The sequence below is a fragment of the Thermovibrio ruber genome (assembly GCF_055380895.1).
On the sequence record NZ_AP042397.1, the window covers coordinates 1,182,452 to 1,199,659 of the forward strand.

Genomic DNA, 17,208 nt, shown 5'->3' on the forward strand with positions numbered 1-17,208 from the left:
ACAATGGTAAAAGATGTTCTGATAGTAGGAGCTGGCCCTGCAGGGCTGGCTGCCGCCATTTATGCCGGTCGTTCTCAGCTTGACACTCTCGTTTTAGACCAGATGATGCCAGGCGGTCAACTCCTTATAACTGAGATGATTGAGAACTACCCCGGTTTCTACGATGGGATTACGGGGTTTGAGCTCTCTGAAAAGTTTAGACAGCACGCAGAGAAGTTCGGAGCCAAAATAGAGAACGGAAAACCGGTAGAATCGGTTGACTTAGACGGAGACCTGTTTGTTGTTAAGGCAGGAGGAGAGGAGTTTAGGGGAAAGGCTCTCATCTGGGCTGCAGGTTCAACTCCAAGGAAGCTTAACGTTCCGGGAGAGGCTGAGTTTGTAGGAAGGGGAGTTTCCTACTGTGCCGTCTGTGACGGTGCCTTCTTTAAAGATAGAACCGTTGCAGTTGTCGGCGGTGGAGATTCTGCCCTTGAGGAAGCTCTGTATTTAACGAAGTTTGCAAGTAAGGTTTACCTGATACACAGGCGTGATAAGTTTAGGGCTGTGAAGATAATTCAGGATAGGGTGAAGAGAAACGAGAAGATAGAACCGATTCTTAACAAGGTAGTTGTTTCTATTAACGGAAAGGACTTTGTTGAGTCTGTGACGCTGAAGGATACAGTTACAGGTGAGGAGAGCGTTCTTCCCGTAGACGGCGTCTTTATCTTTATCGGGAACGAGCCCAACGTTGCTCCAGTTGCCCACCTTGTTGAAACTACGGAACAGGGGTTCATAGTTACAGACGAGGAGATGAAGACTAAGACTCCCGGCCTCTTTGCCGCTGGAGATGTAAGATACAAACCGTTAAAGCAGGTCGTAACGGCTGCTGCTGACGGTGCCGTTGCTGCAATGTCTGCCAGTAAATACCTTGAAGAGAAGGAAGGTTAAGATGAGGAAGCTTCTAACCGCTACTCTTGTTCTATCTCTTTTGGCCTTTTCTGGGTGTCAGAAGGAATCTACCGGAGTAAAGCCTGTTGAGAAGAGCTCTACCCAGAGTAAAAGCACATCTCAGGGAGTTAAGGCTTACAACTTTACGTTTACCGACGTAAACGGTAAGGTTCATCAACTTTCTGACTTTAAAGGAAAAGTGGTTATTGTTCAGTTCTTCGGGACTTACTGTCCTCCCTGTAGGGCTGAAATGCCTATTCTTGACAGGATATACAGGGACTACGGCGGAAAGGTTGTTGTTATCGGTCTTTCCGTTGACTATACGGGAGTTTCCCCCGAAAAACTGAAACCCTTTGTTGAGGAGATGGGGGTAAGCTACCTCGTGGGGCCGTCAACGGATAAGGCTTGGGACGAGTATGCTGGAAGGATAACAGGGCTTGATTCAATTCCCCAGACTTTCATAATAGACAAGAAGGGATATATCCGCTATTACGAGGTAGGTTTCGCTCCCTCTTACGAGAACCTCTTTAAGAAGGCTATAGACCAGCTCCTCAAAGAGGGGTAATGAAGATAAAGAAAGTTAAACTATACAGAACTGTCTATAGACCTGAAGACTTTCCCCAGACTCCTTTTAACGAAGTAGCCTTTGTCGGCCGTTCAAACGTCGGGAAGTCTTCTCTCTTAAACACTATCGTTAACAACTTTAAGCTTGCAAAGGTCAGTTCTGAACCGGGTAAGACCCGGTCTGTTAACTTCTACCTAGTTAACGACAAGTTTTTCTTGGTTGACCTTCCCGGTTACGGTTTTGCAAAGGTTCCCTTTGAGGAGCAGAAGAGGTGGAGGGAGCTAATAGAGGGATATCTAAAAGGTAGGGACAGACTGAAAGGTGTTTTTCTTTTAGTTGACTCAAGAGTGGGTCCAACTGAGAAGGATAAACAGATGAAAGAGTGGCTTGATTTCTTCGGAATTCCCTACGTTGTAGTTGCGACAAAGGTTGACAAGCTAAAGAAAAACGAGAAGGCAAGACTTGAAAGGAGAGTAAAGGAAGAGTTTAAAGACGAGTCTGTTAAGGTTATACCCTTTTCTTCAAAGACGAGGGAAGGAAGGGATAGACTCCTTAAAGAGATAAAGTCCTTTGTAGAGTCTTGATATGCTTGAGGAGCTCCGCCTTCACAACTTCGGTGCAATTTCAGGGGAACTTCTTCTCTCTCCGGGCTTTAACGTTATTATTGGCGAAACCGGAACGGGAAAGTCACTTCTCCTCTCCTCAATAAACTTTCTTTTAGGGCACCGTCTTCCTTTCGTCTCTGATGGGACTTTTGTTGAGGCTGTTTTCTGTTTAAACGGTGAGGAAATGTGTGTCAGACGGGAAGTTTCAGGGGGGCGTTCTAGATACTTCCTAAATGGTATGAGAGTTCCTCAGCAGAGGGTTAAAGAGGTTGTATCTCCTTTTCTCATCTTCCAGTCTCAAAGGCAAGGAATAACTCTTCTAAAGCCTTCAGTTCAGCTTCAGCTCCTTGATACCTTTTCAGAGAACGGGGAACTCCTGTCAAAATATAGGCAAGTCTACTCAGAGTATACCGAAGCCCTATCAAACCTTGAAAAGCTCAGAGAGGAAGAGAGGTTAAGGGATAGGGAGATTGACATCCTTAGGTTCCAGATTGAAGAGATTGAGAGAGTTAACCTTCAGCCCGGCGAAGAGGAAGAGCTCCGAAAACTAAAGGAGAAGGTAGAAAAGGCTGACCAGATAAGGGAGCTCCGCTCAAAAGCCCTCTGTCTACTCTACGAGTGTGACGGTTCAGTCCTTGACGGTATCTCGCAGGTTGTCAGGGAGTTTGAGAGGAGTTCTCTTTACCCTGAGATACTTGATAGACTCAACTCTCTCTACTTTGAGCTGGAGAGCGTCGTCTCTGAAATTGAGAGGGAGGTTGAGCCGCCGGAGACGGAGTTCTCTTTAGAGGAGATAGAGAACAGGCTCTACCAGATAGAGCGTTTAAAGAGGAAATACGGTTCAGACTACGACGAGATAAACTCTTTTTTGAAAAGCGCCAAAGAAAAACTTGAAAGGCTTGAAAACATAACATTTGAGCTTGAACAGTCAGAGAAAAAGGTAAAAGAGCTTGAAAGTCGCCTTTACAGTTTGGGAGGGGAGCTCTCAAATAGCAGAAGAGAGGGAGCGGAGAGGTTAAAGAGATACTTGAAGGAGTCTTTCTCTGAGCTTGGCCTTGAGAGTGCCCGATTTGAGATACTCTTTGAAGAGTTTGACAGACCTTCTCCTTCCGGTCTTGAAAAAGTCACTTTCCTGTTTTCCGGAAATCCAAAACTTCCCCTATCTCCGCTTTCGGAGTCCATTTCAGGTGGGGAGCTCTCCCGTTTCCTACTCTCTGTTCTCAGCTTTATCTCGTTTCCAGAAATAACGATGGTCTTTGATGAAATAGACACCGGAATGTCGGGTAAAATAATACGGAAGGTTGCAAAAAAGCTGAAAACTATATCTGAGAGACAGCAGGTTCTTGCCGTCAGCCACTCGCCTCAGGTCGTTGCGGCGGCGGATAGAGTATTTAAGTTGGAGAAAGACTCTGCTGGGAACGTTAGCGTTGAACTCCTTGAGGGAGATGATGTGGTTAGAGAGCTCTCCGTCATGCTCTCAGGTGAGGTTACCGAGAGTGGGATAAAAACGGCTCAGGATCTACTAAAAAGTTGGGAGGAGTGATGGAGCACGGAACCGAGGCTACGAAAACGGTAGGGGGACTCTTAGAGGCTTTTCATGTTCACGTAACCAAAACAGAGCTTGCTGAACTTTCAGTTCTTCTCTTCGTCCTCACTTACGCAATGATACTCCTTGAGAAGTTCTTCCACAGAACGATAGCAGCCCTCATAGGTGCCTCTTTAGTCCTTGTGATTGGGGTTATAACCCCTGAAAGGGCTTGGGAATCAATAGACCAGAACACGATTCTTCTCCTCTTTGGAATGATGAATATCGTTACAGTTATGGGGAAGAGCGGCTTCTTCCACCTTGTTGCTGCAAAGGCTGTTAAACTGACAAAAGGTTCTCCTACGAGGGTTCTTTGGATATTCTCTCTTCTTACGGCTTTATTTTCCGCCTTCCTTGATAACGTTACGACGGTTCTCTTTATGACACCGGTTATGATAAACATAGCCGAAAGGTTAAAGCTCAACCCTATTCCTTACCTCATAGCAATCGTTTTAGCCTCTAACACCGGTGGAACTGCGACCCTTATCGGTGACCCACCAAACATTATTATAGGTAGTATTGCCGGTAAGACTTTCAACGATTTCCTTGAAGAGGTTGCTCCTTACGCTATTCTTGCCTTCCTTTTAGGGCTTGCCGTTATGCACTTTATGATGGCTAAGGGTGGGTTTTTAAAGGCTCAGGCAACTGCAGAGGAACTTGAAGATATACTTTCTGGAAAGGTTGACGAGAAACTCCTTGACAGGAAGCTGATGAAGAAGTCAGTTACCGTTTTTCTAATAACGATAGTTCTCTTTATAGTGGGACACGATTTTGGCCTTGAACCCGGAGTCATCGCTTTAATGATGGCTACGATACTTGCTCTCATAAGCAATCTTTCTCCTGCTTGGATTCTTGAAAAGGTTGAGTGGACAACTCTCATCTTTTTTATGGGTCTTTTCATGGTCGTTGGTGCCCTTGAAGTTAACGGCGTTTTTGACATAGCTGCAAAGTGGCTTATAGAGGCGATAGGGAACAACATCCACGAGGGGATAATCTTAGTTGGTTTCGTCTCTGCCATTATCTCCGGCTTTGTTGACAACATCCCATTTACAATGTCTATGGCTTACGTTTTGAAGGGGATGGAGATGCAGATGGGAAACGTTATGGATCCCCTCTGGTGGGCACTTTCCCTTGGAGCGTGTTTGGGAGGTAACCTTACTCTGATAGGGGCTTCTGCAAACATCGTGACTGCCGATATTGCAGAGAGAAGCGGCTACAAGATAGATTTCTTCAGGTTTATGAAGTACGGAACCCCTGTTGCAGCAGTTACTGTAATTACGGCAATTCTCCTCTTTTACGTTGAGCATGCGGTTTTTGGAGGATTCTAAGTTATGAGGATAATTGAGAGGTTTTTTGAAGGTTTTCTGTGGCGAACCAGGTGGATGGTTATAATTGCCGTTCTCTTTTCTCTTCTCGCCTCTTTCGGTCTTTTCGTCGTTGCGTCTTACGAGATCTACGAGCCTATTTACGGTATGTTTTCTCACGGTTTTCACCTGAGTAAGGAAGAACACGAGGAGTTGGTCGGGGCTATTGTAGGAGCTATAGACCTCTACCTCATTGCAACGGTTCTCATCATCTTTTCTTTGGGTCTTTATGAACTCTTTATCAGTAAGATAGACGAAGCGGAAAACGACGAAAGTTCCAGCAAAATTTTGGCCATTCACAGCTTAGACGACCTGAAAGAGAAGCTTGCAAAAGTAGTTTTAATGGTTCTCATCGTTACTTTCTTTAAATACGCAATTCACATTAAGTATGAAACGCCACTTCAAACCCTTTACCTCGCTGCTGGAGTTTTGATGTTGGCTCTGGCTCTCTACTTTAGTCACAAGAAAGGTTAGTAGGTTATGGCTCAGAAAGGAACAGAAAAACATAGGACGGAAAGGATTACCGGTGCTCAAAAAGCAGCGATTCTTATTCTTTCCCTTCCTGAAGACGTAGCTGTAAACGTAATAAAGAACTTGAGGGAACACGAGCTAACAAAAGTTGCAAAGACTATTCTCTCTCTGGGAACCATAAAGAAGGACATGGTTAAGTTAGTCATAAAAGAGGCCTACGACGAGCTCTCCGAGATTGCACCTTTAAGGACTGCCCCCGACGAGCTGAGGAGGTTACTTGAGAAGGCTCTGCCACCTGATAAGCTGCAGGAGCTCCTTGAGGAGACAATGCTTTCTGAATCGGGGAAGGTTGTCTTTGAAGAGCTGAAGAAAATGGACGCCAAGTTTATAGCCAAGCTCATAGAGAAGGAGCACCCTCAGATAATTGCCATAATCCTTTCTCAGCTTCCCCCTATGAAGGCTGCCGAGGTTATTCAATACCTTCCAAAGAGGTTGGGAGTTACAAACGTTAGAGAAGAGGTTATAAAGAGGCTTGCCCAGCTTGAAAAGATATCTATGAAAACCTTACGGATTGTTACAGAAGCCCTTGAGGAGGAGCTTGCCAGTATAGGTGCCGGCAAGGAGCAGACCCTAAGCGGTTTAGACATTGCTGCTGAAATAGTCAACAACCTGCCGAAAGAGGTTGCTCAGGAGCTCCTTGACGAGGTAAGAAAAGAGAACCCATCCCTTGCAGACTCCATTGAGGAGAGGATGTTCAAGTTTGAAGACATCATCAAGCTTGACAACAGGGCGATTATTGAAATTCTTAAGGCTGTTGATAAGAACGACCTGCTCCTTGCTCTTAAGGGAGCTCCCAAAGAGATCCTTGACAAGTTCCTCTCCAACATGTCTAAACGTGCTGCTCAGATGTTCCTTGAAGACCTTGAGGCTTTGGGACCTGTTAAAAAGTCCGATGTTGAAAAGGCCCGCAAGAAGGTCATTGCTATAATCAAGAAACTGGCAGAGGAAGGAAAAATAGAGTTAGGCGGCTCTGAAGAGCTCCTTTAGGAGGCTTTGTGGCTGAGGAGTTCCTCTCTCAAGAGGAGATAGACGCCCTTTTAGGTGGTGGTAATAAAGAGGAAAAAGAGGAGAAAAAGGTCGCTCCCTTTGGCTTTGAACAGGTAGAGCACATAAAGAAAGGGGGCGTTCCAGGCCTTGAGCTCCTCTTTGAACGGTGGGTCAAGATTTACAGGGAGAAGGTAAGGAGTCTTGTCCCTCAAATAGGAATGGTAACGAAGGAATCTGTTTACATAACCCGTTTTCAGTCGTTCATGATAAAGATACCTATGCCTGCAAGTTACAGCATAGTTGCAATGAGGCCGTTTAAGGAGAACTTCCTCTTTATTCTTGACTCCCGCTTAGTCTTTGTCATTATCAGTGTTATGTTCGGTGGTCCGGCAGAGCCCTTTAAAATAGAGGGACGTGAGTTTACAAAGCTTGAAATGAGAGTTATTCAAGACCTGGTTAAGCTTTCACTTGATACCTTTGAACAGGTGTGGCAGGATGTTTATCCTGTCAGCCTGGAGTTAAGAGGAATAGAGCTTAACCCTGCCCTTGCCAGAATCGTTTCAGGCAACGAGAAGGTAATAGTCGTTGAGTGCACTATGGATATTGACGGCTATGAGGCTCCTTTCTTCTTCTGTTTCCCTCAGGGGCTTTTTATGCCTATAAAAGAGCTCATCTTCTCTGAGTCCCTCTTTACTGAAAGAGACCCGGTTTGGGAGGAACACCTGCAGAAGAAACTCTTTAGAACCAAGCTGAGAGTCTCTTTAGAGCTTGGAAGAAAAGTCTTTTACATGAAAGACGTTCTTTCGTGGAGAGTAGGCGATAAAATAGAGTTGGGAGTGGGTAAAGAAGATCTTCTTAAGCTCTACGTTGAGGAAAGCCCCAAGTTCTTGGCTAAGTTGGGTAAAGTTAAAGATAAATACGCCGCCCTTATCTACAAACTCATAAATGGAGACGGAAATGGCAGAGGAGGAGAAGAGTCAGGAAGAGTTAGCGAAAGAGTGGGAAGAAGCCCTGAAGCAGCAGGAGAGTAGCGAGAAGGATCAGGAAGACCTTGCAAAAGAGTGGGAAGAGGCTCTTAAAGCTCAAGGGGGTTCTCCTGAAGCTGAAACTGAGACTGAAACTGAGGCCGGAGTTCCTTCGTCTGAAAAGGGCGAGAACTGTGAAAAGGAGTTTGAGCTTTTAAAGGACATTCCACTTGAGATAAGCGTTGAGATAGGCTCTGCAAAGTTGACTCTTGAGGAGATTTTAAGGCTTCACTCAAATAGTGTTGTTGAACTTGATAGGTTCATAGATGAGCCGGTAGATGTAAAGATTAACGGAAAGTTGGTAGCCAAGGGTAGGCTCTATCAGGTTGAGGAAAACTATGGAGTAGAGATTGTTCAGATAATAACCCCAGAGGAGAGGCTTAAACTTATTGAGGAGTAGTTATGGCGCTTACGGTTCAGCCCCTTTACGTTCTTTCTGCAGGTGGAGAGAGGGCAAAAGAGCAACTTGACATTATTACAAACAACATAGCCAACGTTAACACCCCTGGCTTTAAAAGGGTTCTTATGGAGGAGTTCTCTCAGCACATTCCCAAAAACAGGGGAGATAGCTACAACCTTCTCATCTTTCCTAGGTTTAAGCAAACAGATGTTGTTCTAAAGCAGGGAGCTCTCAAAAAGACGGGAAACCCGTTGGACGTTGCCCTTAAAGGAAGAGGCTTTTTTGCAGTAAAAACGAAAGCTGGAGAGGTTTACACCAGAAACGGTCACTTTTTCATAGGCCCAGACGGAAAACTCGTTGATGCAAACGGTAACCCGGTTTTAGACATCTCAGACAGGGAAATAGTTCTGAGCAGTGAGTCAAATGTAACGATTACTGAAGACGGAGTTGTTTACGAAGGCAATAAGAAAGTGGCCGTTCTAAAAGTAGTAGACTTTCTTTCAGTTAAACCTTTAGGGAACTCTTACTACGCTGGAAACGGCCGACCGATGGCTACAGATGCTGCCGTTCTTCAGGGTTACTTAGAGGATTCAAACGTTAACCCCGTGAAGGAGATGGTAAAACTTATAGAAGCCCAGAGAAGGTTTGAGATTTACGGGAACCTCATAAGAGGCCTTGACCAGATGAATATGAGAAGCAACGAAATTGGGAAAGTTTAAAGGAGGGAGATATGCTTAGAGCTCTCTGGACGTCTGCAACGGGAATGGAAGCCCAGCAGACCAACTTAGACGTTATCTCAAACAACATAGCCAACGTTAATACCGTAGGTTTTAAGAAATCAAGGGCTAACTTTGAAGACCTCATATACCAAGACATCAGAGATCCCGGAGTTATGAGCTCCGACGAGAACAGAGTTCCGTCGGGAATTCAGATTGGCCTCGGTGTAAAGCTCTCTGACGTCAGTAAGATATTTACTCAGGGGAGTTTAATAAAGACAGACAAGCCTTTAGACATAGCCATTCAGGGACATGGTTTCTTTAAGATAGAGCTCCCTGGCGGCGGAGAGGCCTACACCAGAGCTGGTAACTTTCAGCTTGACGACCAGGGTTACTTCGTTACTCCAGAAGGTTATAGGCTGTCTCCCAACATTCAGATCTCGTCTCCAGAAACCGTTGTAAGCATCTCTGTCTCGCCTAACGGAAAGGTTTACGTTGTAAGGAACTCCGGTGGACAGCAGGTAACCGAAGAGGTTGGTCAGATTAAACTTTACAGGTTTATGAACCCGGCAGGTTTAAAGGCAATAGGGGGGAACCTGTTGGTTCAAACGGATGCTTCTGGAGAGCCTATAGAAGGAGACCCCAACACAGACGGCTTTGGAAAGCTTACTCAAGGTTTCTTAGAGGCCTCAAACGTAAACATCGTTGAAGAGATGGTTAACCTGATAGTTGCCCAGAGGGCTTACGAGATAAACTCCAAGGGGATAATTGCTGCTGATGAAATGCTCAGGACTGTTGCCAGCCTTAAGAGTTAACCTCTTGCTTCTCTTTTTCCTTCTGGTTTCTTCACTCTCTTTTGGAGCTGAAGTTCTTCTTAAAGTCCGTTCTCAGGTTTACGGTCGGGAAGTGACCTTAAGTGAGATTGCGGAAATAAAGGGGACGCCTGCTGAAAGGGAGCTCCTTTCCTCTATCAAAGTCTCCGATTTTCCACCGCCCTGTAGGGAGAGGAGCATATCAAAGGAAGATGTCGCAAGAGAAATAGCCGATTACCTGAGAGAGAACGGTATCTCCGTTAAGGAAATTGCATTAAAAGGGGCGGAGAGGGTTTTAGTATCTTCTGTCTGTTCGGTTATTGATGGAGACCACATTAAAAAGCTTATAAAAGACTTCTTTAAAAAGAACTACCCACAGTACGAAGTAATTTCGCTTCCAAGTATAAACGTAAAACTTCCCTACACCGATTACAGAGAACACCTTTCACTTGACTACTTGGGAAGGAACTCTGCCCGTTTTGTCTACGAGATAACCGTAAACGGGAAGACTGTAAAGAAGTTATGGCTTCCCGTTAGGGTTGAGAGGAAGATTAAAGTGGTTGTTGCCGTCAAACCCATTCCCCGTGGAAGTGTCATTACTGCCGATAAGATCTCACTTAAAGACGTTGTTGAGAGCAGGGCCAGAGGGGGAACTAGCAACCTTTCCTCCATTGTTGGTGCTACGGCAAGGAAAGACTTTTTGCCTGGAGACGTTATAACGAATACCGGAATCATTCCAAACTTTGTCGTAAGGAGGAACCAGCCTGTTAGAGTAGTTTACAGAAGTGGGGCTATAAAGGTGGAACTCCTCGGAATAGCCCTTCAGGATGGCGTTGTGGGGAATATAATAAAGGTGAAAAACCCATCTACTGGAAAAGTTTTGTTATGCAGAGTTACTGGAAATGGATTGGTGGAATTTGTATCCCGTTAGTTTTCCTTTCTTCCTGTGGTGAGGAGAAGAGGGAGGTCGTTGCCTTTCCGAAGGAGCCTAAACCTATACCTCAGGAACGAATAGTGTCTCCCGGTTCACTTTTCAACGGAGGCGGTAACCTCTTCTCCGACCCCAAAGCCCACAGCGTTGGAGATGTTGTTACCATTGCCGTTTACGAAACCCTTTCCGGTGTAGGCTCTGCAAAGACTTCTTCCGGTAAGAAGAGCTCCTACAACATAAACCTGAACAAACCTAAAGTTTTTGGAAAGCCGTTTCCCGGAAAAAGTAAAGACCCCCTTTTAGGTTTCTCTACCTCTCCGTCTACCAGTTTCAGCGGGAAGAGCTCTACAAGCAGGAACGCTAAACTCATAGCCACAATATCTACAAGGGTCGTAAAGATCTACCCAAACGGAGACCTGTTTGTTGTTGGAGAGAAGACCATAAAGATAAACGACGACGTTCAGGTCTTGAGAATATCGGGAATCGTCCGCCCCAGTGACATAGGGCCTGACAACACAGTTCCCTCTTCTAAAGTTGCCGATATGTATGTTGAGTACAACGGAAAGGGATACTTTAACGACTCCCAAAGGCCCGGCTGGTTGGCAAGGCTTCTTGAGAAAATCTGGCCGTTTTAGGGGTTAACATGGCTGTTTTAAGGTTTCTGCTCCTGTTTTTTCTCTTTGCTCAGGTTTCGTTAGGGGCAGAAGTGAAAGTAGGAACTTTGGTTAACGTTGAAGGGGTAAGGCCTAACTACCTTACCGGTTACGGAATTGTTGTTGGCCTAAACGGAAGTGGAGACGGGACTACAAGCGTTTTTACGCTTCAGAGTATTGCCAACATGCTGAGGAAGATGGGAATTTTTGTAGACCCCAAAGCCATAAAGACGAAAAACGCTGCTGCCGTTATCGTGACGGCAAAACTTCCTCCTTTTGCAAAGCCGGGAATGACGTTTGACGTTGAAGTGGCCTCTTTGGGGGATGCTAAGAGCATAGCAAACGGAGTCCTTATAAGGACTCCCCTTATGGGTCCCGATGGTAGGATATACGCCTTTGCTCAAGGGCCTGTTTCAACCGGAGGGGGTTACAGCGAGTCAAACAGAGGAGGGAAAGTCCAGAAGAACTTCCCTACTGCGGGTATTGTTCCAAACGGTGGTATCGTTGAGAGACCTCTTCCCTTTGAGCTCTCGCAGCTTAAGGATTTAACACTTACCCTTAACTCCCCCAACTTTTCTATTGCCAGCGAAATAGCTGAGAAGATAAACAGCCACTTTAAAATGAGAATTGCAAAAGCGGTAGATTCGGCAACCGTAAAGGTTAACTACCCTCCCGGAGTTGATAAGGTTCAGTTTATCTCTTCAGTTTTAAACTTGAAGGTAGATACAAACCCTGAACCTACCGTTGTTATCTACGAAAAGACCGGAACTGTAATAATGAGCGGTGACGTTAAAATAGACCCTCCCGTTTACGTTTCCCACGGGAACATCTACGTCTCGGTTGCGAAAACTCCTGTTGTTTCTCAGCCTTCTCCCCTCTCTGGAGGTCAAACTAAGGTCGTTCAAAACGTTAAGACACAAGTTGTTGAGGAGCACGGAAGAATATTTGCCGTTAATTCACCTTCACTTAAAGACCTTGTAAAGGCTCTAAACCAGTTAGGTGTTTCTCCCGGCGACCTCATAGCCATTATTCAGGCTATAAAGGCTGCAGGGAAGCTCCATGCAAAACTGATAATTATGTAGGTGGGTAGGGTATGTTAGATGGAGTAGGTAAAGCAGAAGTTTACTGGGATCTTTCTCAGATTGGAGAGATAAAGAGCGGTAAGGAAGCGGTTAAGCAGTTTGAAGTTTACCTTTTAAACCAGTTCCTTAAGGAAGCTGAAAAGTCTATGCCGGACGGCCTTTTCTCTCCAAAGAGGAGCTTTTCGGCGAGGCTCTACCGAGACCTTTTCAATATGGAGCTCTCCCAAAAGATAGGCGAGGAACTCGGTAAGAACCTTGAGCCATTCTTTAACAGGGTTTTAGAGGCTTACGGGAGAGAGGGAGGTTGATGAAAAACTCGCTAACTCTATACTACTCCCGGGTTTATAAGTATTCCGATCTGATATTTGTTTTTCTCTTATTGGCCATTTTGGCCAGCATGATCCTTCCCATTCCTCCGTTTCTCCTTGACGTTCTTCTCACCTTCAGCATCACGTTTTCATTAGTTATCTTGATGACAACGGTTTACGTTAGGCACCCGTTGGAGCTCTCCTCCTTCCCGTCCCTTCTCCTCCTTGCAACTCTCCTCCGTCTCTCTCTCAACGTAGCAACAACGAGAAGGATTCTTCTCCACGGAAACGAAGGTCCAGATGCAGCCGGTAGCGTTATAAAGGCCTTTGGGCAGTTTGTTGTAGGTGGTAACTATGTTGTAGGAATTATCGTTTTTACCATTTTGGTCGTAATCAACTACATCGTTGTCACGAAGGGAACAGAGAGGATTTCAGAAGTTGCTGCCCGTTTCGTTTTAGACGCAATGCCGGGTAAACAGATGAGCATAGACGCAGACTTAAACGCCGGCCTTATCAACGAAGAAGAGGCAAAAAGGAGGAGGGAAGAGATAGCCCGAGAAGCCGACTTCTATGGAGCTATGGACGGTGCTTCAAAGTTTATCCGGGGGGACGCGATAGCTGGAATCATAATAACTCTCATAAACATTATTGGTGGCTTGATAATAGGTATGGTTCAGCACCACATGAACTTCTCGGATGCACTTAAAACCTTTACGATCCTTACAGTTGGAGACGGCCTCGTCTCCCAGATTCCCTCTCTCATCACTTCAACAGCTGCAGGACTTATGGTTACCAGAGCTGCTGCAGAGACCGACCTCGGCCATGAAATCTTTAAACAGCTGACAAAGTATCACAAGCCCCTCTTTATGGCTTCACTGATTCTACTCATCATTGGTATGGTTCCTGGGATGCCTACACTTCCCTTTACACTCCTTGCAGGCCTTGTTGCTGTAGTAGGTTATATGGTTTTCAAGTATGAAACGGTTAAAGAGTTTGAGGAAGCCCAGCAGAAGGCCAAGGAGCTTATAGAGAAGAGTAAGGAAGAAAAGCCTGAAGACCTGATAGTTCAGCCTGAGCCCATAACCCTTGAGATAGGGTATTCTCTCATTCCCTACGTTGACGAGAGTCAAAAGGGAGAGATAGTTGAGAAGATTAGGAAGTTAAGGAAACAGCTTGCTAAGGAACTTGGAATAGTAATTCCTCTTGTTCACATAAGGGATAACCTTGAACTTAAGCCTAACGAATACAGAATACTCTTGAGAGATGTAGAAGTTGCAAGGGGAGAAGTTGAACCTGGTAAGTTCCTTGCAATTGATACGGGGGGCGTAAGGGGAGAGATAAAGGGTAAACCTACAAAAGAACCAGCTTTCGGCCTTACTGCCTACTGGGTTGATGACTCGGAGAAGGATAGAGCAAAACTTTTGGGCTACACAGTTGTAGACGTCCCTACCGTTATTGTTACTCACCTGTCTGAAGTTATCAAGAAACACGCCCACGAGATCGTCAGTAGGGCAGATGTTAAGGAGATGGTTACAAAGCTTGCTTCCCGATACCCTGTTGTTAGAGATATGGTTCCGGAACCTGTCTCTTACGGTATTCTGACTAAAGTTATTCAGAACCTTCTCAAAGAGGGAATTCCCGTTAAAGACCTCCTTACGATAATAGAGTCTGTTGCCGATAACATCGAGAAGACTCAAGACCCGGACGTTCTTACAGAGTTTGCGAGGCAGTCCCTTTCCCGTCTCATCACGAGTCTATACGCTAAAGATGGGGTTTTAACTGCTCTTTCCCTTTCTCCGGAGGCAGAGGAGTTTATAATGAAAAAGGTTAAGGAGAACGACGGTTATCTGCCTCCGTTAGATCCGGTTTTCGTTCAGAATCTCGTTAAGAGCGTTTCGGAGGGAATCGGCCACTTTTTAGGGCAGCAGCTGATACCAACTGTTCTAACGTCGCCTGCAGTGAGGCGTTTTGTCAGAATGATACTTGAACCATATCTTCCCAACGTTGCAGTTCTCTCTTACGCAGAGGTTGAGCCTGGAGTTCAGCTAAACATTGTTGGGGTGGTTGACGGGAAATGAGCATAAAAGTTTACGAGGGAGAGGATTTAGACGCCCTTATAGAGAGGGCAAAACAGGAGTTAGGGGATGTAGAGATACTCTACTACGAGGTTGAAAAGGTTCCGGGGATTATTCCCTTCTTGAAGAAAAGGCGCTACAAACTTTTTGTTACAAAGAAAGAAGAAGAACGGGAGAAAGAGAGAGAGGTTGAGAGGCTTGAAGAAGAACTGAGGGAGGTTAAGGAGCTCCTCCAAACCCTTAAAGAGAACGTTTCCAAGATTCCCGTTCAGCAGCCTATTCCCGTTCCTTCAGTTCCTGAGCACCTTGAGGATAGAACTCCCTGCATAGTTCCTCAGCTTGACGAGTTTACGGGAGATGCCGTTGAGCTCATCAATCTGCTGGTTAAGAAGGGAGTAGAGCCGGAGATAGCGGTTGATTTGGTTAAAACTTCCTGTGGTTTAGACATAGAGACGGAGAAGCTTGACCTTAATACCAATACATTTAAAGAAGCTCTTATTAACGCGTTTAGTCAGAAGCTTTCCTTTACAGGTGAATTAAAAGTTGAGAAGGGGAAACAGAGGATTTTCGCCTTTATAGGGCCTACCGGAGTTGGGAAGACGACGAACATGTTTAAGCTTGCCAGTAAGTTCGTTATAGAGCAGGAGCTTCAAGTTGGAGTTATCTCTACAGATACCTTTAAGGTAGGTGGAACTCAACAGGCAAGGATTTACGCCTCAATTCTTAACGTTCCCTTCTACGTTGCCACAGACCAGAAGAAGCTGAAAGAGGTAGTAGAGAACCTGAAGGATTTAGACGTTATACTGATAGATACGGTAGGTAGGAGCCATTACGATTACTTCAGGTTGGGAGAGGTAAAAGCTACACTTTCCGTTTTAAGTGCTTCAATAGAGTACGTTCTTTTTGTCTCCTGCAACTACGATACAAAAGAAGCTATGGAAGTTGTAAACAGGTATAGGAGCTTCTTTCCCGTAAACTTCCTTCTCTTTACAAAGGTTGACGAGTCTTCAAGGCCGGGAGTTATGGTTAATGTAGGCGTTAAGTCCGGTCTTCCGCTTTCATACGTAAGCACCGGCCAGAGAGTCCCTGAAGACATTAAGCTTCTTACACCTTCTGTTGTGGCAGATATGTTACTGGGAGGCTGATGGAAAGGCAGGCTGAGAAACTAATAGAGCTTGTAAGGGATAGGAACAGAAGTAGTAGGTGTAAAGTCCTTTCTTTTGTCAGCGGCAAAGGAGGAGTTGGAAAGACAACTGTTTCAACCTCTTTTGCCTACACCCTTGCCAACGTTTTTAAAAAGAGCGTCCTTCTCCTTGACTGTGATATAGGTTTAGGGAACGTTCACCTTTTGCTGAACTTAGACCCTTCAAAAAACCTAAAGGCGGTTTTAAGGGGGAGCGCCCTTAAAGAGGTCATCCAGAGGGTTTACAACTTTGACGTGGTTTTAGGCTTTTCCGGTATAGACTCTTTGGAAGAGTTGGAGTCATACGAGGCTGCCAACCTTCTGGTTCAGCTTGATAGAGTTATGGACAGCTACGACTTTATCATTTTAGACAACTCTGCCGGCATCTCCCGTTTTACAGTCAACTTCTCAAGGGCGGCTTCAGAGACCTATGTTGTAACAACGCCTGAACCTACAGCTCTTACAGATGCCTATGCCTTTATAAAGAGTGTTTATAAGGTTTACGGCTACTCTTCTTTTAAAGTCATCATCAACTCAGCCACCTCAAAAAGTGAAGGTTTTGAAACTTTTGAGAGGCTTAGAACGTCAGTTGAGAAGTTCTTGGGGTTCCGGTTAAAACTTGCAGGTGTTCTTCCCTATTCTCCGCGGCTAAAGGAGGCTTTAAAGTTAGGTAAGCCCCTTGTTCACATCTACCCTTCCGATCCTTTTTCATTAGAGCTCAAGAAAATAGCCCAGTTGGAGACGGGAGAGGCGCTTTTAGAAGGTAGGGAAAGTGAAAGTTTTATAAAGAGACTAATCAGGTTCTTCAGGGAAGGTGCTTGATGTATACAAAATCTAAAAAAGACCTTGTAATAGAGCATCTTCCTCTTGTAAGGAAGGTGGCCAACAAAATCTTTAGAAGGCTTCCTAGAGGGATTGTTGAGTTTGATGAGCTGGTAAATACCGGGGTTATAGGTCTTATTAAGGCAATAGACAAGTATGACTCCAACAGAGCGAAGTTTTCAACCTATGCCTACACAAAGATAAGGGGGGAAATTTTAGACTACCTGAGAAAACTTGACTTCCTCCCCAGAAGTGTAAGGGAAAAGCTTAAGAATGGGGAAGTTTCTGAACTGAAGGAGGAAGTAGCTAACCTCATCTCCATTGAGGAGAGGCTCTTTGGGAACTCAGAGAGGTATTTTATAAAGGATACGCTTACATCAGACCTTCCTGCCCCTGAAGATTTAGTTCTGAAAGACGAAGCAAAAAGGGTTTTGGCCTCTGCCATTTCTCAACTCTCAGAAAAGGAGCAGCTGGTTCTTCAGCTTATTTTCGTTGAGGAACTTGACCTTAAATCTATAGGAGAGATACTGGGAGTTTCTGTCTCAAGAGTTTCACAGATAAAGACGGGTGCTTTAAAGAAATTAAAGAAAACTCTTGAACATCAGCTATAATAAGAAGTGTTACCTTTTAGAGGGAG

The 17,208-nt window shown here is 45.1% G+C and carries 19 protein-coding genes; all 19 read left to right on the forward strand.

What is annotated here, in order from left to right; translation table 11 throughout:
- Positions 1–3: 3 nt before the first annotated feature.
- The 19 genes from trxB to ACZ424_RS06375 are packed head-to-tail and all read left to right on the forward strand — an operon-like array spanning position 4 to position 17,182.
- On the forward strand, positions 4–927 hold the full coding sequence (trxB, locus tag ACZ424_RS06285) for a thioredoxin-disulfide reductase (protein ID WP_464904130.1): 924 nt from the start codon (positions 4–6) through the stop codon (positions 925–927).
- Position 928: 1 nt separating this feature from the next.
- Positions 929–1,492 (forward strand): TlpA family protein disulfide reductase, encoded by a 564-nt coding sequence (locus ACZ424_RS06290; RefSeq protein ID WP_464904131.1) that lies wholly within the window; start codon positions 929–931, stop codon positions 1,490–1,492.
- Positions 1,492–2,076: a ribosome biogenesis GTP-binding protein YihA/YsxC gene (yihA, locus tag ACZ424_RS06295; protein WP_464904132.1), complete on the forward strand. Its 585-nt coding sequence runs from the start codon at positions 1,492–1,494 to the stop codon at positions 2,074–2,076. The genes ACZ424_RS06290 and yihA overlap by 1 nt, the downstream gene beginning before the upstream one ends.
- 1 nt (position 2,077) lies before the next feature.
- On the forward strand, positions 2,078–3,640 hold the full coding sequence (locus tag ACZ424_RS06300; RefSeq protein WP_464904133.1) for a DNA repair protein RecN: 1,563 nt from the start codon (positions 2,078–2,080) through the stop codon (positions 3,638–3,640).
- Positions 3,640–5,010 (forward strand): ArsB/NhaD family transporter, encoded by a 1,371-nt coding sequence (locus tag ACZ424_RS06305; RefSeq protein ID WP_464904134.1) that lies wholly within the window; start codon positions 3,640–3,642, stop codon positions 5,008–5,010. The genes ACZ424_RS06300 and ACZ424_RS06305 overlap by 1 nt, the downstream gene beginning before the upstream one ends.
- A 3-nt stretch (positions 5,011–5,013) precedes the next feature.
- Positions 5,014–5,520 carry a YqhA family protein gene (locus ACZ424_RS06310; RefSeq protein ID WP_464904135.1) on the forward strand — a complete coding sequence of 169 codons (507 nt, stop codon included), beginning with the start codon at positions 5,014–5,016 and terminating at the stop codon, positions 5,518–5,520.
- A gap of 6 nt (positions 5,521–5,526) precedes the next feature.
- On the forward strand, positions 5,527–6,564 hold the full coding sequence (gene fliG / locus ACZ424_RS06315; RefSeq protein ID WP_464904136.1) for a flagellar motor switch protein FliG: 1,038 nt from the start codon (positions 5,527–5,529) through the stop codon (positions 6,562–6,564).
- An 8-nt stretch (positions 6,565–6,572) separates the two neighbouring features.
- Complete coding sequence (locus ACZ424_RS06320) at positions 6,573–7,595, forward strand: flagellar motor switch protein FliM (RefSeq protein ID WP_464904137.1); 1,023 nt, start codon at positions 6,573–6,575, stop codon at positions 7,593–7,595.
- Complete coding sequence (gene fliN, locus ACZ424_RS06325; protein WP_464904138.1) at positions 7,522–7,989, forward strand: flagellar motor switch protein FliN; 468 nt, start codon at positions 7,522–7,524, stop codon at positions 7,987–7,989. Before ACZ424_RS06320 ends, fliN begins: the two co-directional genes overlap by 74 nt.
- A 2-nt stretch (positions 7,990–7,991) precedes the next feature.
- Positions 7,992–8,708, forward strand: a complete 717-nt coding sequence (locus ACZ424_RS06330) for a flagellar hook-basal body protein (RefSeq protein WP_464904139.1) — start codon at positions 7,992–7,994, stop codon at positions 8,706–8,708.
- A gap of 11 nt (positions 8,709–8,719) precedes the next feature.
- On the forward strand, positions 8,720–9,520 hold the full coding sequence (gene flgG / locus ACZ424_RS06335; RefSeq protein WP_464904140.1) for a flagellar basal-body rod protein FlgG: 801 nt from the start codon (positions 8,720–8,722) through the stop codon (positions 9,518–9,520).
- A 4-nt stretch (positions 9,521–9,524) separates the two neighbouring features.
- A complete protein-coding gene (gene flgA, locus ACZ424_RS06340; RefSeq protein ID WP_464904141.1) occupies positions 9,525–10,448 on the forward strand; it encodes a flagellar basal body P-ring formation chaperone FlgA in 924 nt (307 codons plus the stop codon).
- A complete protein-coding gene (locus ACZ424_RS06345) occupies positions 10,403–11,083 on the forward strand; it encodes a flagellar basal body L-ring protein FlgH (RefSeq protein ID WP_464904142.1) in 681 nt (226 codons plus the stop codon). The genes flgA and ACZ424_RS06345 overlap by 46 nt, the downstream gene beginning before the upstream one ends.
- Before the next feature lie 8 nt (positions 11,084–11,091).
- A complete protein-coding gene (locus tag ACZ424_RS06350) occupies positions 11,092–12,183 on the forward strand; it encodes a flagellar basal body P-ring protein FlgI (protein WP_464904143.1) in 1,092 nt (363 codons plus the stop codon).
- An 11-nt stretch (positions 12,184–12,194) separates the two neighbouring features.
- On the forward strand, positions 12,195–12,491 hold the full coding sequence (locus ACZ424_RS06355; RefSeq protein ID WP_464904144.1) for a flagellar biosynthesis protein FlgJ: 297 nt from the start codon (positions 12,195–12,197) through the stop codon (positions 12,489–12,491).
- Positions 12,491–14,569 carry a flagellar biosynthesis protein FlhA gene (gene flhA, locus ACZ424_RS06360; protein ID WP_464904145.1) on the forward strand — a complete coding sequence of 693 codons (2,079 nt, stop codon included), beginning with the start codon at positions 12,491–12,493 and terminating at the stop codon, positions 14,567–14,569. Before ACZ424_RS06355 ends, flhA begins: the two co-directional genes overlap by 1 nt.
- Positions 14,566–15,711 carry a flagellar biosynthesis protein FlhF gene (locus ACZ424_RS06365; RefSeq protein WP_464904146.1) on the forward strand — a complete coding sequence of 382 codons (1,146 nt, stop codon included), beginning with the start codon at positions 14,566–14,568 and terminating at the stop codon, positions 15,709–15,711. Before flhA ends, ACZ424_RS06365 begins: the two co-directional genes overlap by 4 nt.
- Positions 15,711–16,571, forward strand: a complete 861-nt coding sequence (locus ACZ424_RS06370; RefSeq protein WP_464904147.1) for an AAA family ATPase — start codon at positions 15,711–15,713, stop codon at positions 16,569–16,571. Before ACZ424_RS06365 ends, ACZ424_RS06370 begins: the two co-directional genes overlap by 1 nt.
- The gene (locus ACZ424_RS06375; RefSeq protein ID WP_464904148.1) at positions 16,571–17,182 is read left to right on the forward strand and encodes a sigma-70 family RNA polymerase sigma factor; all 612 of its coding nucleotides are present in this window, start codon (positions 16,571–16,573) and stop codon (positions 17,180–17,182) included. The genes ACZ424_RS06370 and ACZ424_RS06375 overlap by 1 nt, the downstream gene beginning before the upstream one ends.
- Positions 17,183–17,208 lie beyond the last annotated feature (26 nt).

Coding starts and splice junctions, on each gene's coding strand:
- yihA (WP_464904132.1), top strand. CDS start 1,492: ATGAAGATAAAGAAAGTTAAACTATACAGAACTGTCTATAGACCTGAA.
- fliG (WP_464904136.1), top strand. CDS start 5,527: ATGGCTCAGAAAGGAACAGAAAAACATAGGACGGAAAGGATTACCGGT.
- ACZ424_RS06305 (WP_464904134.1), top strand. CDS start 3,640: ATGGAGCACGGAACCGAGGCTACGAAAACGGTAGGGGGACTCTTAGAG.
- flhA (WP_464904145.1), top strand. CDS start 12,491: ATGAAAAACTCGCTAACTCTATACTACTCCCGGGTTTATAAGTATTCC.
- ACZ424_RS06300 (WP_464904133.1), top strand. CDS start 2,078: ATGCTTGAGGAGCTCCGCCTTCACAACTTCGGTGCAATTTCAGGGGAA.
- ACZ424_RS06375 (WP_464904148.1), top strand. CDS start 16,571: ATGTATACAAAATCTAAAAAAGACCTTGTAATAGAGCATCTTCCTCTT.
- ACZ424_RS06370 (WP_464904147.1), top strand. CDS start 15,711: ATGGAAAGGCAGGCTGAGAAACTAATAGAGCTTGTAAGGGATAGGAAC.
- ACZ424_RS06355 (WP_464904144.1), top strand. CDS start 12,195: ATGTTAGATGGAGTAGGTAAAGCAGAAGTTTACTGGGATCTTTCTCAG.
- flgG (WP_464904140.1), top strand. CDS start 8,720: ATGCTTAGAGCTCTCTGGACGTCTGCAACGGGAATGGAAGCCCAGCAG.
- trxB (WP_464904130.1), top strand. CDS start 4: ATGGTAAAAGATGTTCTGATAGTAGGAGCTGGCCCTGCAGGGCTGGCT.
- ACZ424_RS06310 (WP_464904135.1), top strand. CDS start 5,014: ATGAGGATAATTGAGAGGTTTTTTGAAGGTTTTCTGTGGCGAACCAGG.
- ACZ424_RS06365 (WP_464904146.1), top strand. CDS start 14,566: ATGAGCATAAAAGTTTACGAGGGAGAGGATTTAGACGCCCTTATAGAG.
- fliN (WP_464904138.1), top strand. CDS start 7,522: ATGGCAGAGGAGGAGAAGAGTCAGGAAGAGTTAGCGAAAGAGTGGGAA.
- ACZ424_RS06350 (WP_464904143.1), top strand. CDS start 11,092: ATGGCTGTTTTAAGGTTTCTGCTCCTGTTTTTTCTCTTTGCTCAGGTT.
- ACZ424_RS06290 (WP_464904131.1), top strand. CDS start 929: ATGAGGAAGCTTCTAACCGCTACTCTTGTTCTATCTCTTTTGGCCTTT.
- ACZ424_RS06345 (WP_464904142.1), top strand. CDS start 10,403: ATGCAGAGTTACTGGAAATGGATTGGTGGAATTTGTATCCCGTTAGTT.
- ACZ424_RS06330 (WP_464904139.1), top strand. CDS start 7,992: ATGGCGCTTACGGTTCAGCCCCTTTACGTTCTTTCTGCAGGTGGAGAG.